This is a genomic window from Paenibacillus sp. GCM10027629 (genome assembly GCF_042676425.1).
Classification (GTDB): Bacteria; Bacillota; Bacilli; order Paenibacillales; family Paenibacillaceae; genus Paenibacillus_K; species Paenibacillus_K terrigena.
Genome location: NZ_JBHTGZ010000009.1, coordinates 1,617,121 through 1,630,694 on the forward strand (window position 1 = coordinate 1,617,121; position 13,574 = coordinate 1,630,694).

Here is a 13,574-nt window from a genome sequence, read left to right on the forward strand (position 1 = left end):
CACAATGTTTCTTAACCAAACTTTATTAGCCTTGACCGTCTTCGTCACTTTTGTATTCTAAAATGTCTCCAGGTTGGCACTCTAATGCTTTGCAAATTGCCTCTAAAGTTGATAGCCTAATTGCTTTTGCTTTTCCATTTTTCAATATAGAAAGGTTAGCCATTGTTATTCCAACCCTCTCCGAAAGTTCTGTTACGCTCATTTTTCTTTTAGCCAACATCACATCAATATTGATTATAATCGCCATGTTAGTCACCTCAGACCGTCAAATCATTTTCTGATTTTATAGCAATAGCCTCTTTTAAAAGCTTTTGGAGAACAGCAGCAAAAACGGCAATCACCATGGAGGAAAAAATTATGACCATTCCGATAACTATGATACCTGGGGCATCGTCTTTCTCCGCTATGAGATAGAAGAGTGGCATGCCTAACACATACAAGATACTGATTGTGATTGCACAGTATTTTATATTCTTTAGAACTCGTACGGATAATTCCGAGAAAGCTTTGTTCTTGTCAATATAGCCTAATAGTAAAAATGCTTGATACAGAGCAAAGTAAAAAGGTATCGCCGTTGCATACAAATCGATGAATACGAGATATTTCAAATAAGAATGATCTGGATACAATTCTGCCACAAAATTCGCAATCTCTGGCACCAAAAATATGCACAAAGCAAGAACTGGTATTCCGATAAGAATAACAGCTATCTTTAAAAAGAGTGTTGTTCCTCGTTCCATAAAGAGCACCTCGCTTATTTAATTATAAAATGACTTTAACACACGATTTATTGTTTTACAATAAATTTGTATCGTTTTTTATTATATTGTTATTGTCAATGGAATATCCTTTTTATTTTAAGCAAAAAAATAAAAAGCATTTCTCATTACAAAGAAATGCTCTTACTTTAAAATGTTAAATTTACAACTTGTTCAACAAAACTGCCGTTACTTCAATAAATCAAAAAGGAGACGCCTCAAGCAAGCTCCTCAACTATCGTTCTCCGTTAGTCTAATGACCATTGAATGAACCTGAGCAAAAAATAATGCAACAGCATCCAAAAAGTTATTACCCCGAAATCAGGTCTTTATTAACAACACCACCACCAAAAGTGATTTGATAGCCGTTAATATCTTGGAATGTAAACTCACTCCAGTGATTTGTGTAATGCGGCTCTCTAATGATAGTTATATTTTTTTCGATTATTTCCTGAGCAAGCAAATCTACTGCATTGGTGTAACAATACACATCAAAATATTGCTCCGAATAAATGGAACTAATCGGTTTGACCTCATCATCATTTCTAACTTCAAACAGAATGAGAGTCAGTTTATCTCTAGAGACATGGTGATGTAATACTTTCGATCCAACCACTTCATGTTTAAAGCCAATCTCGGAATAAAATCGAATCGTTTGTTCCAGATTCTTGACTAACAAGACGAACGAGGCTCCCTCGAGGTTGACTACTGCTTGCTCACTCATTTTATCCCGTCCTCTTCCGATTGCATTGTTATCTATATTAATTTCTGTACGACCACCGAATATTATTTCGCCTTCTCTGAAGGCTTCAACTACTTTCAAAGCCTTAGGTACTACCATAGGTCTGTATCCATCGGTATTTTGATCAATTTTTGTATCTGTAACCAAAGATAAGACCTCCCTTTTTAATAAAATTAACCTATCTAGTGCACATGGCTGTGACTGTTTTCATTCGAATTCACAGTATTCTCTCCATTCTCCTGCCATATAGACAACCCTTTAAACATTACACAAAAACGTTAATTCCTCACTCCACTTTGGAGCAAATCATGATGACATTGCCATCCGGATCTTTGACCGTAAAGAATGCCAACTCCTTACCATACCTTTCAATGTCGGTGAAGACCGATACGCCATTCAATTCCAAATAAGCTTTGGAGGCATCAACGTCATGCGTAAGCAGCATAAAGAGGGTTTCGTAGTCATCTCCTTGCTTAAATCGATTGTTATCCAGCAGCACGCCAGCCCCGCTCTCCGTTTTCAAGTCATAAATAGAATTCTCTTGCCCCGATTCATCCTCATGGTAAGGTAGCCCGAGCACTCTACTATGAAATCGAATCGCTCGATTCATGTCTGTTATATTTAAAAAGATTCCGCCGATATGGTTCAAGATGGGACTATCCGTGTCCTCCAATCGTTCGATGACCTCTGAGATATAATCAGATTGCGTAACCATGATCGAGTTGCCGTCCGGATCGTTAAACCTTAAAAATGCCAATCCGGAATGCGGCCGCTCTATCGGAAATATCGGTCTTATACCTAGTTCATCCAGGAAATGGTACGATTCCTCGATGTCGGAGGTTTTGTACATGAATCTGACATGAGGCGTATCCGGCTCGTTGCTTCTGTTGTCATCCAAGATGATACCGGTTCCCCCTTGTAGCATCAACCAATAAACGTTTCCCCCGTTTAATCTCTCTTCCAATAGGGGTAGTCCCATCATCATGCTATACCACTCGGCAGAACGGCGAAGATCGGATACATGAACAAATACGCTTTCTACAACATTATCGATCGGGCTTTTGACAAGTTCCATACTTTTCTCTCCTTTCAGTAAGTTAGTTGTTCCAACTGAATAAATCTTGAATGCTACCGGAACACGTTTCGGCCTGTAGTTGTCTGGATTCCCCCATGGTGGACAACCATTGTCATCCATTTTTTTGAAATTGGCGTTGTGCCCCACCCTATTGTTCCTCCCTTAGTAACCGCAGTATCTTCGATCCTGATTAACCCAGATGTAATGGCCGTCGGGCGTATAAAACTTGAGATAGCCGCCGCAGCCGGTAAACTCTAGATCTTCCTTCACTACCCCTCCATTCTCCAACACTCGTTCCTTCAGGACCCCTATGTTTTTCGAGTGAAGTTCTAATGCATGCTTCGGGCGACCGTCCAGGATCCAGTACATTGGTTGCAGGTTCTCTTGATCCCTCGTATGTACCAATCGTATCATCGGTTGATTCTCTTCGCCGCCGTTCACCGCCATATAGATCGCATCCTCATCTGATATGACTCTTTCAAACCCCAGCGAACGCTCGAAAAATGCTGCCGTTCTCACCAGATCTGCGACGTACATCTGGACATGGTGGAAACCGGTAATATTGGATTCGAACCGATCGTTGATTCCGGAATCCGTTCGCTCGTAAGCCCCAATTAGATGGCCTTCTGGATCGCAAAAGGACATGTAGCCGTTCGAGGGTTCCGTTACGATTTCTGCCCCCGCTTGCAACAGCCGTTCGTGAAGATGAACCAGACTTTTAGCGTAAAAAGCTAGATATTCTTCCAGATTTCCGTTCAACGTTCCATGCAGATGTCGAAACTCCGAATCCGGGGTTTCCAGAATATGCAGACTCGGGCCCATTCTTGGAAATGTTTGTACGAAAACGTTGCTTTCAATCGGCCTACCCGGATAGGACAATGTCAACTCCAGCACCTCGACATAAAACTTCACTGTCTGCTTCAGTCTGGTAGCAGGTAACTGGACAAGCGTCATAAGATCGATTTCAGACTCAAGTCCATTCGAGAGGCTGGACGGCGGATCTTCTACATGATCCAATGATTTTTCAGCTCGCCCCATCATCACTTTGAACGCCTGTGTAACAAATTGAGGTTGATAGTTTTCTTCATTAACCTTCTCTGCGGAGTTTTTCATTCTGAGCACTCTCCCCTGATATGATAGGAATATAGACTTTCACGATAGAGTCCCGCTCTAGGTTCATTCCTTTAAATGTGTGATATTCCGCGAACCATTGCCGCTCTTCATCCAGCCGATAATTGCTGTTAGTCGTAATCCAACGGTGCATCTTATCTAGAACGCCAGTTAACAAGCCGTATGTCTTGGATACGCAGCAAGCATATGAACCAGACCCAATATGCTTCTTCTCAATTCCCTTCAGTGTCGAAGTTTCCGATTCAGCCGTAAGTATCCCGTTTTCCCACCAGTATTCTTCAGAATCTTCATTACCGTAATGATATGACATATAATATTTTCCTTCACCAGCCTGCCAGCTTCCGTCAGACCCTCTCTTGCACCAATCGATCAATCGCTGTTCGGCAACCATTTGAGCCTCGGCCCCGAAACCTCGGCAGAAGAAGGCAATTGCCTCAGTTAGCTCAACGACTTCTATCGGTTCGTTATGAAACTTTCGTTGCACGGGAAGATATAAGTTCATTCTCGTTACCTTACCGTTGTAAGCGCTGAACTCCTCGACGTATTGGTGCGTGCCGATCTCAAATGTGCTTTTCGGTAACCATTCGGATAATAGTCGGTCCCAACCTTCCTGAACGGTCTTCGGGGACGACGCTGTAACCTTTCTTACCGCATACAACCCGCCAATGAATGGCTCCTCAGTAAACGCTTCATCAACAATGCATTCCTCTTCATTCGTAATCAGTATCCGGTAACCATTTTGGGGTTTTCCGTTTTCTTCAGGAAGATCCACATTGTAACCGAAAATCCGTACCTTACTGTACCTTGTAAAATTACTTGCAACGAGTTTTTCGAAAACAATCCGGAAGGCCTCATTTTCTATGCCTACTTCTTGCTTGGAAATGTGCAGATACGCGTACATCTTGTTGGGCATGAACCGAATAACTTTGACGTCGGGAAAGCGTTCAGCTTGTTCCTTGTCTTCCTTGTAAGCGATCTGCTCGTGTAGACGGATCGATTCGAAGCTGAAGAATATTTCGGCGTTACGATATGCGGCCGGCGTCAACCCCACGATCTTCTTGAACACCTTGGCAAATGAATGATAAGACTCAAATCCGCTGTCCCACGCGAGTTCCTCCACGGTACGCTTCGAGTTTCTCAGGTGATTGGCAGCGACGCTCATTCTTCTTTTGCGAATGTAGTCTTTGACGGAATGTCCGGTAAGCGAATAGAACACCCGATACAATTGAGCAATCGAGATATAAGCTTCCTCTGCGATGCTGGAGAGATCAAGCTCCTCGTCCAAGTGTTCCTCGATATAGTCAATCGCCCTTTGTATTGACTCCATATAGCTCATTCTTTTCACCTGTCTCTATGACTTCTTGATTATCATTATAACAGAGGAATTTGTTCCCATTATGTTCAAAATTATCAAAAAATAAAGACTGCCAGTCGATAGACAGCCTTGATGGTTGAACTATAGTGTCCCGTCGCTTAATCTTGATCTGTTCTTGAATAATAAAGTAAGTACGCAAATGATAAATACTATTCCACCAAGGCTTAAAAGAATGCTCCCTTTCCATCTCAATTCTTATATAAAATTTTGAAGAATTATATTATATTGGTCAGTCCCCATACTCCTCCCCATTTTCAATCTCACGTAGTCATCTGCTTTTTCTGTACCCCATAAAATCGAACTCTTCTAAACCGTGCCGAGGCAACACAGCAAATTGGGCCTGTGTGCAGCGAATAAGTCGATCACTTTCCAGTTAATGACTTGATCTGTATAGTCATATATAATAGATTGATAGTCAATCATAATGGAGGAGGAATATCCTTGGACTCTACCTTGCAAATGTTAAAAGCCCTAACCGACGCCAACGGCGTACCCGGTCACGAAGACGAAGTGCGCGACGTTATGCGGGAGCACATTGCCCCTTACGCTGACGAAGTGACGGTTGATCATCTCGGCAGCTTGATCGCCAAAAAAACGGGCACAGCCCCGGACGGCCCTAAAATTATGGTAGCCGGACATTTAGATGAAATCGGTTTCATGGTGACTCGGATCGACGACAAAGGTTTCCTATACTTTCAAGCGCTCGGCGGCTGGTGGGAGCAAGTGATGCAAGCGCAGCGGGTGACCGTCATGACGCGCAAGGGGAACATTCCCGGCGTGATCGGCTCGAAACCGCCGCATATTTTATCGCCAGAAGCCCGCAAAAATCCAGTTGACAAAAAAGAGATGTTCATCGATATCGGCGCGGAAAGCAAAGAGCAAGCTACGGAGTTCGGCGTTCGCCCGGGCGACTCCATCGTACCGGTTTGCGAATTTACCGTGATGAAAAATGAAAAAATGCTGATGGCCAAAGCATGGGACAACCGCATCGGCTGTGCCATTGCGATTGATGTGCTGAAGCAATTGAAAGACGTCGAGCATCCGAATACCGTTTACGGCGTCGGCACCGTTCAAGAGGAAGTCGGCTTACGCGGAGCGAAAACGGCTGCAAATGTCATTCAACCGGATATCGGTTTTTCGGTTGACGTAGGGATCGCTGGCGATACGCCGGGTGTGAGCGAGAAGGACGCATTGGCCAAAATGGGCAAAGGGCCGCAAATTCTCATTTATGACGGATCGATGATCTCGCATCGCCGCCTGCGCAACTTCGTTACCGACACAGCGGATGAGCTCGGCATTCCTTATCAATTCGACTATGTTGCAGGAGGCGGAACCGACGCGGGCGCCATTCACGTGACAGCCGGCGGTGTACCGTCGCTTGCGATTTCGATTGCAACGCGATATATTCACACACATGCAGCGATTCTCCACCGCGAGGATTTCGAAAATGCCGTGAAGCTGATCACCGAAGTAATCAAACGATTGGATAAAAACAAAGTGAAGGAACTTACATTCGGCCAAGGGTAAGGAGCGACTGCACTCCGCCTTCCCTATTTGGTGCCACGAGCGATCGAAGAATTGAACTATCGTACTCCTTCGTATTATGAGGGTCAGCCAGTATTTCCTGGCTGACCACTTTTATTTCTGTGGTGTATTTGTCAGTAGGCGAGGCAGATCGATCGTTCCCTTGGGTCTATAACCCGTCGATTTATGAGAGGGAGAGTATTTTCATGAATCCAGAGATCGGTCTGGAATTCAGTTACTTCAATAGCGTTTTTATCCAAAAAGCATGCTCCTCAGTATATTGTTCCCCCATTCTCTTCACAAGAAATTAAGGTCACCGTTTTGGTGACCTTAATTTTGTTTGCTATTGATTTCATATTAGCAGTGCGTGTTTTACGTTGTGCTTATAAATGATTACTTTACCATTGAACCTCATCGACGCGCATGTTTTTATAGTAATAAATTCTGTCGTTTTCTGTGATCTCACGTAGAACCTTACACGGATTACCCACTGCAATCACATTTTGTGGGACATCCTTGGTAACGACACTTCCAGCACCAATTACACTGCCCTTACCTATGGTGACACCTGGAACAATAATTGCACCGCTGCCAATCCAAACATCATCTTCAATCACCACAGGCAATGCAAACATGCCACCTTCTCTACGCACGTCAGGATGTAGTGGATGATTGGTTACTGCAATGGTAACGTTTGGACCGAACATAACATGATTACCGATTGTTACCTTGTAATCATCTACAACGGTTAGATTGAAGTTAATGTACACATTACTGCCTATTGTCGTGTTGGAGCCATACGCCATATGGATGGGAGGTTCCATCCATACATTTTCACCCATGCTTCCAAAAAGTTCTCTCATCAGGGACAGGCGACCTTCCGTATCATCCGGGTGCAAATGGTTAATTTCAAAGCAAAGGGCCTTCCCTCGCTGACGTGCACGGGCAAGTTCGGCAGCCTCCGCCGGGTAATTATGGTCATGATCAGTAAATAATTGAACACTTGCCATTCTTTCATTAATATTCATATGTCATTCTCCTCTATTCGTATCGGTTACAACTTTATTATGCAAAATCTCTAGTGATATTTTTGAGCCACTTATACCGGCGGTAACGAATTAATGCGACTGGCAGCTTAATGATTTCATCCAAGCAAATGACTGCATATACGATAATTGGTGGTAACTGCCACACAAAAGCACATAGATATCCGAGTGGCAATATAATGCCCCACATGACTACCGTATCACACCAAAAACCAAATTTGGAGTCTCCGCCAGCGGGGAATATGCCACCAATGATTGTGGAGTTAATCGATTTAGCAATACAATAATAGGCGCATATATACAGCATTCCTTCAAGATAACCTTCTGCAGTATCATTCAAAGTGATTATGGAAAAGACCAACGGTTTACTAAGCAAAATGGTTATTCCTGCTAGAACACCAAGGATCAGTGCATACACGTTAATCTTATTACCGGACTGTCTGGCCATCTCCATGTCGCCATTGCCTAGATATTTGCCGATAAGAACAGCTCCGCCACTGGCAATTCCACCACTTAACACAATGGCTAAGTTCTTAATTACTGTTGCGACGGAATTGGCTGCTACCATATCGGCGCTAATATGACCCATAAATACAGCGGTTGCACTCATAGCACAGCCCCACACGATGTAATTACCTTGAACAGGAATTGTGTATTTCAAAAAATCCTTTAGCAAATTACGCTGAATGTTATCAAATACAGGAATTTGAAATCTGATATTCCCTCGTGTAATCGAATGCACAATGCAAATACCAAGTTCAATGTAACGTGCGCATACAGTCGCTAAAGCAACCGCTTTTATAGCCTTCTCAGGCATACCTGGAAATAAGACAAATATACAAAGAACGTTAAATAGAATGTTTAAAACCAGACATACCGAGCTAATCCATGCACTCACGCGCGCGTTCTCCATACTTCTGATCACACTTAGATACATCTGTGAAACTGCCATTGCTAGATAAGAAAACGAGCTCAATTGAAGAAACCCCGAGCCGTATCGTATCAACACTTCGTCATTCGTAAAAAGCCGCATCAGCATATCTGGAAAGAACAGTGAAAGCCCGAAAAAGAAAATAGTTATGCAAATCGAAAACAGACAAGCGATACTTAGTACGCGTTGTATCGACTTCACATCCTTCTTTCCCCAATATTGGGCCGTAAGGATCACTGCCCCTGTTGACAGTCCAATATAAAACAAGGTCAACACGAAGGTAATTTGTCCTGCCAGAGATATAGCCGACATAGCAGATTGGCTGATTGCGCCTAACATCAATACGTCTACCGTAATGACGGATGCTGATATAAGGTTCTGCAACGCAATTGGAATCACCAGGCTTATCAATTGACGATTGAAATCATGATGCTTTGAAATTTCTAATTGCACATGATTATGCACTTCTCTCCTCCCTTCCATTTAAAATGACATAACATAAAAATAGTACATTTTTATTTACGTTTCCATCATAATTGATTAAAATACTATCAAAATCGTATTTTGTATGAGGATGTGTTGCTGTGCACACCAAACTAGAGGTATTTTCTGATTTATCCGAACGTTTAAACTACAATTTGCCAAATTTCCAGCTATATGTACGCAAAGGCACTCTGCATCAATTTGACAAGTATGCTGCCGCATGTCATTGGCATCCGGATTTAGAGTTTATTTTAGTTCTTCAAGGGTCGATAGACTTTTTTGTAAACGGAAAAACGGTGCATTTAGATCAGGGGAATGGGATATTTGTTAATAGCAAACGGTTACATTATGGGTTTTCTGCCGATATGACCGACTGTACTTATATTGTGGTAGCAATTCATCCTTCGCTGCTTGGTAAGGATTCATGGGTCGGGATGGAGTATTGGGAGGAGAAATTCGGCTCAAACTCCGTTGATTATGTATTACTCACCGATGAAATTCACTGGCAACGGGAAGTTCTGCTCTCGCTTATTCAAATTTATGATGAGATGCATAGTCATACACGAAATCCACTTCGCTTACTATCGCAGGCTATGTCCCTATGTGCATGCATGGGAGATCATTTAACATCAAATTCAGGACATCTTGTAGTTGATCCGTCCTGGACAGTGGTTTGGAAGATGACCGGTTTCATTCATCGGCATTATGAGAACAAGATTACGCTTGATGAAATCGCATCCGCGGGTTCTGTATGCAGGAGTCAATGTTGTGAGTTGTTCAGCAGTTATATAGGTCAAACGCCGAATTCCTACCTGACAAGGTATCGCATCCAAAAAAGCTGTGAGATGTTGCAAGATACGGATAGAACGATCAGCGAGATAGCTATTTCGTGTGGGTTTCAAAGTGCAAGTTATTTTTCCTATGTATTTCGAAATGAGATGGGGATGGTTCCGAAGAGTTACCGCAAGCAAACAACCACCAATACTGTCAGGGAGTAGATTAACATCGACAATAAGAGTTGCCTGGTCGACAACCATAAATATTTGATCATGGATGACAAGAAGATTCTTTCTCAAAAATGGATGGTCAATTGGAGAAGCCGCTAATGCCGAATTTTTATTTCCTTAAGTATAAAGAAAAGTACCCCATAGAGTAGACCTTTTTTAGGTGTCTACTCTATGGGGTACTTTATAGATCAGGCTTATCCTTTTTCATGCATACATTAATTCACCATATCATGATAACTCTTTTCATCTACTACACGCCGAGCTGTAACATAACGATCTTGGTAGTACGTTTCCGTCAACTTGCTTATTCTTACTCCCTTACTACTAGAGGAGTGAGCGAATTGATTGTCACCTATGTAAATTCCTGCATGGGAGATACCCGTACTGTTCAGCGTTCCATCTTTATAAAAGACGACGATTCCCGCAGCACGAGCTCGAACGGCAGCAGCACTTTGAGCGGCAGCGAATAGTAACCTTCAAGGTAATCAACCAGCGTTTTGGCAGCAACTTCGCCGATTTGCGTTTTCGGCACTTGTACGCTCGTGAGGGGAGGCGACGTATACTGCGCGAATTCGATATCATCCATGCCGACGAACGCGATGTCCTGAGGAATGCGATAGCCTTTCTCTGAGACGGCGCGAAGTGCGGGAATCGCCAGTACGTCGCTTGCGCAAAACATTGCCGTCGGCCTCTCATCCTCCTTCAACCGTACGAGCATGTCCGACATTAAACTGTAGCTCATATCAACTTTCCAATTGGTATTTATTATCCAGCTCTGATTCAACCCGAATCCCGCTTCGAGCATGCCAACCTTGTAACCTGAAAATCGCTCATCCCCTTCCAATTCTTTAGAGAACGTTGGTCCCCCAATGTATCCGATTTTCGTATGTCCCTGCGCAATCAGATGCCTGACGGCAGCACGGGCGGCCGATATGCGGTCGCAGTCGACAACGGGTACGGACAAGCTGTCGTAGTTCAGGCTGACGCCGAGCACACACACGCCTTCTTCCTGCAAGACCTCGAACTGCTCCTTATTGTACCAGGCGATTGCAAGTATGCCTTTCACTCCCGTTTCCCGAATCAAAGAGCGCAGGTATTCGGGGCTTCCGACCTCCTCCATCGACATGAAGAACGCAGGAGTGCGCCCAAGCTCGTGCATCTTCTTGCGGAAGCCGGACATAACGGCCGTAAAATACGGATGAAAATCAAAGAACGACTGCGGCATAATGCATCCTATCGATTTCTCGGACGGATGTTGTAGTTTCTTCGCCTGCGGTGTCAGCTCTTCCTTTATATCGTAGCGAATCTCACTCGCTACTTCTAACACCTTACGCCTCGTCTCTTTGCTTACTGGGCGAGTCACATCATTGCTGATCGCGCGCGATACAGTGGAAATCGATACCCCGACCCGATCGGCGATATCCTTCAATGTCGGCAATTCGACACCTCCTTAATTATTCATAATCATTTGATGGAATTTGGTGTCAATATTATTGCACTCTAAAGGCTTGTATTAGACGAATTTATACATAATTTCCCCCTATTCAAATTAAGGAGCGTGACAACATCACGCTCCTAAATTCAACTCAAGTTATATTCATTATTTCTTAAAAGTCTCGTCATAGGCTTTATTGATTAGTTCCAGAGCTCGGTCAGAGCCAAGTTTTTTAACCTGTGGAATAACTTCCGAATCCCATTTATCAATGCTTTGCTTACCGATAATCACATTTACCGAAGCTTCCTCTACATAGGTATCAATAGCCGTTTTGAGGTCGGTATATTCTTTTTTCTCATTCGTATCGCTAAATTTTGCATCAAAGACTGCCTTGCCAAAGGCGTGGTTTTCTTCCAAAAATGCTACCGATTTTTTCATGGCAGCACCATTTAACTCAAAAGTATTAATAGCCGCTTGATTTACAACACCGAAAAGGCTTTGGTCGTTTAGCCCCGAATTCTTGATGCTGCCATTTGGTGTAGCAGGCGTTTGAAAATCCTTTAAAAATTTCACAGTACCATCGGAATTCTTCTGATAAGATTCGCCTTCGATACCAAATTGCATGGCATCGGTACCTTGCGGGCTGTATAACCAATTCAGAAAATTAACCAATTCATCTTTGTATTTCGTTTGGTTTGAAATCACTTTGTAGCTTGAGAAATAGCCGCTTAAAACAGCGGTACCAACTCTTTTATTGTTGTAAGCAGGTTGAAGCATCGCCGTAAATTCAAAGCCCTCTGGAATTTTACTTCCCATTCGTTTAACAATCTCGTCGCCAGCTTGCGGGTAGTCAATGGTCACCAAACCTTTGTTTGTAGCTAAGAGTTCATCCCATTCATCATCTGTTATCGTAGCAAAGTTTGGATTTATTAAGCCTTCGGAATACAATTTTTTCAAGTAAACCAACGTATCCTTGTAGGCTTGACTTTCTGGGCCGAATAAATATTTCTTCCCATCTTGGTCAAGGTAGAAAGAGGTGGACGTTCCTCTAAAGTAAGCTTGGTTAGCTATTAAGTGATTCGTACCCCATCTTACAAAATAAGGGTAAGAATCCGGGTAAAGTTTCTTCAGCTGAACTAAGGTATTGTATAAATCGTCAAACGTTTCGAATTTCGTGGATAGGTTGTTTTTTGCAAAAATATCAGTTCTACCCAGTAAAACTTCATCAACACGATATGGCACATCATAAATTCTTGGGGCGCCATAAAATTTGCCGTTAGGCGAACGAGTCAGATCCATGGCAGGTGGATATTTTTCCATGATTGCTTTGTAATTATCAAGCTTCCCTGCGTCCATATAAGGCGTTAAATCTAAGAATGCTCCTTGTGGACCATAACGGTCCGCATTATCTCTTGCTAATGTAATCAGATCCGGTAGTGATCCAGATGCTAACATGGTGTTCAATTTTTGTGTATAGTCTGCACGGGCTACGCTAATGGGTTTGATTTTAATATTTGTGTACTTTTGAATTGTCTTAAAAATTTCTTCGTCGCCAGTGTATGGGGTATTAGCCATAAAAAACCAAGAAACTTCAATGGGTTTTTCGCTAATTTTTTGTTCGGCGGCATTAGGGTCTGATGTCTGTGACGGCTCTGTGTTTTTGGCGGATTCGCTTGGCTTGCTGCACCCTGCAACTAACATCATGATAGCTACAAATAAGACCAAAAATCTTTTCAAGATAAATCTCTCCTTTTAATAAATTTTATGATCATCCTTTTATTGAGCCAACCATAAGACCCTTGACAAAGTACTTTTGTATAAAAGGATAAATACACATAATAGGAAGGGTAGTGATGACAATAGATGCCATTTTTAAAGATTCCGTTGCCGAGTGATTTAATTGAGCATAAGCGTCTTTTTCGCTTGGATTGAAGGTTGCAGCAACCAGAATACTTCTTAAAATCATCTGTAAAGGATACTTTTCGGTGTCATTTAAGTAAAGCAACGCATTGAAATATCCATTCCAAATGCCAACAGCTGTAAATAAGCCGATGGTTGCCAGGATTG

The 13,574-nt window shown here is 42.8% G+C and carries 13 protein-coding genes and 1 pseudogene; 2 read left to right on the forward strand and 12 right to left on the reverse strand.

The genetic code is table 11. The features are described from left to right. Window positions 1-25 precede the first annotated feature (25 nt). The 6 genes from ACFQZR_RS16910 to ACFQZR_RS16935 all read right to left on the reverse strand — a co-directional run bounded on the left by ACFQZR_RS16910 (window position 26) and on the right by ACFQZR_RS16935 (window position 5,033). The gene (locus tag ACFQZR_RS16910; RefSeq protein WP_379347859.1) at window positions 26-247 is read right to left on the reverse strand and encodes a helix-turn-helix domain-containing protein; all 222 of its coding nucleotides are present in this window, start codon (window positions 245-247) and stop codon (window positions 26-28) included. Window positions 248-257: 10 nt separating this feature from the next. Next, window positions 258-740, reverse strand: a complete 483-nt coding sequence (locus ACFQZR_RS16915) for a DUF2975 domain-containing protein (RefSeq protein WP_379347861.1) — start codon at window positions 738-740, stop codon at window positions 258-260. 328 nt (window positions 741-1,068) lie between these two features. Further along, on the reverse strand, window positions 1,069-1,647 hold the full coding sequence (locus ACFQZR_RS16920; protein ID WP_379347863.1) for a VOC family protein: 579 nt from the start codon (window positions 1,645-1,647) through the stop codon (window positions 1,069-1,071). 139 nt (window positions 1,648-1,786) lie between these two features. Continuing rightward, on the reverse strand, window positions 1,787-2,575 hold the full coding sequence (locus ACFQZR_RS16925) for a VOC family protein (RefSeq protein ID WP_379347865.1): 789 nt from the start codon (window positions 2,573-2,575) through the stop codon (window positions 1,787-1,789). Window positions 2,576-2,737: 162 nt separating this feature from the next. Beyond that, a complete protein-coding gene (locus ACFQZR_RS16930) occupies window positions 2,738-3,688 on the reverse strand; it encodes a VOC family protein (protein ID WP_379347867.1) in 951 nt (316 codons plus the stop codon). Next, window positions 3,663-5,033, reverse strand: coding sequence for a helix-turn-helix domain-containing protein (locus tag ACFQZR_RS16935; RefSeq protein WP_379347869.1), 1,371 nt, complete (start codon window positions 5,031-5,033; stop codon window positions 3,663-3,665). The genes ACFQZR_RS16930 and ACFQZR_RS16935 overlap by 26 nt, the downstream gene beginning before the upstream one ends. Before the next feature lie 507 nt (window positions 5,034-5,540). Between ACFQZR_RS16935 and ACFQZR_RS16940 the strand changes: the two genes are divergently transcribed. Then, complete coding sequence (locus ACFQZR_RS16940; RefSeq protein WP_379348890.1) at window positions 5,541-6,608, forward strand: M42 family metallopeptidase; 1,068 nt, start codon at window positions 5,541-5,543, stop codon at window positions 6,606-6,608. A gap of 395 nt (window positions 6,609-7,003) precedes the next feature. On the opposite strand, the gene ACFQZR_RS16945 is transcribed toward ACFQZR_RS16940, so the two are convergent. Together ACFQZR_RS16945 and ACFQZR_RS16950 are read right to left on the reverse strand one after the other, a co-directional pair. Further along, window positions 7,004-7,633: a sugar O-acetyltransferase gene (locus ACFQZR_RS16945; RefSeq protein WP_379347871.1), complete on the reverse strand. Its 630-nt coding sequence runs from the start codon at window positions 7,631-7,633 to the stop codon at window positions 7,004-7,006. 37 nt (window positions 7,634-7,670) lie between these two features. Then, window positions 7,671-9,035: an MATE family efflux transporter gene (locus tag ACFQZR_RS16950; protein ID WP_379347873.1), complete on the reverse strand. Its 1,365-nt coding sequence runs from the start codon at window positions 9,033-9,035 to the stop codon at window positions 7,671-7,673. Window positions 9,036-9,166: 131 nt separating this feature from the next. Here ACFQZR_RS16950 and ACFQZR_RS16955 point away from each other — a divergent pair, with 131 nt between their 5' ends. Beyond that, the gene (locus ACFQZR_RS16955) at window positions 9,167-10,063 is read left to right on the forward strand and encodes an AraC family transcriptional regulator (RefSeq protein WP_379347875.1); all 897 of its coding nucleotides are present in this window, start codon (window positions 9,167-9,169) and stop codon (window positions 10,061-10,063) included. Between the two features lie 224 nt (window positions 10,064-10,287). Here ACFQZR_RS16955 and ACFQZR_RS16960 read toward each other — a convergent pair whose 3' ends face one another. The 4 genes and pseudogenes from ACFQZR_RS16960 to ACFQZR_RS16975 all read right to left on the reverse strand — a co-directional run. Continuing rightward, on the reverse strand, window positions 10,288-10,491 hold the full coding sequence (locus tag ACFQZR_RS16960; protein ID WP_379348892.1) for a C40 family peptidase: 204 nt from the start codon (window positions 10,489-10,491) through the stop codon (window positions 10,288-10,290). Then, window positions 10,461-11,510 (reverse strand): LacI family DNA-binding transcriptional regulator, encoded by a 1,050-nt coding sequence (locus ACFQZR_RS16965; protein ID WP_379347877.1) that lies wholly within the window; start codon window positions 11,508-11,510, stop codon window positions 10,461-10,463. The genes ACFQZR_RS16960 and ACFQZR_RS16965 overlap by 31 nt, the downstream gene beginning before the upstream one ends. A gap of 162 nt (window positions 11,511-11,672) precedes the next feature. Beyond that, entirely contained in the window at window positions 11,673-13,244 is a 1,572-nt protein-coding gene (locus tag ACFQZR_RS16970; protein ID WP_379347879.1) for an extracellular solute-binding protein, read from the reverse strand. A gap of 31 nt (window positions 13,245-13,275) precedes the next feature. Further along, window positions 13,276-13,574, reverse strand: a pseudogene (locus ACFQZR_RS16975) (carbohydrate ABC transporter permease); the annotation flags it as partial.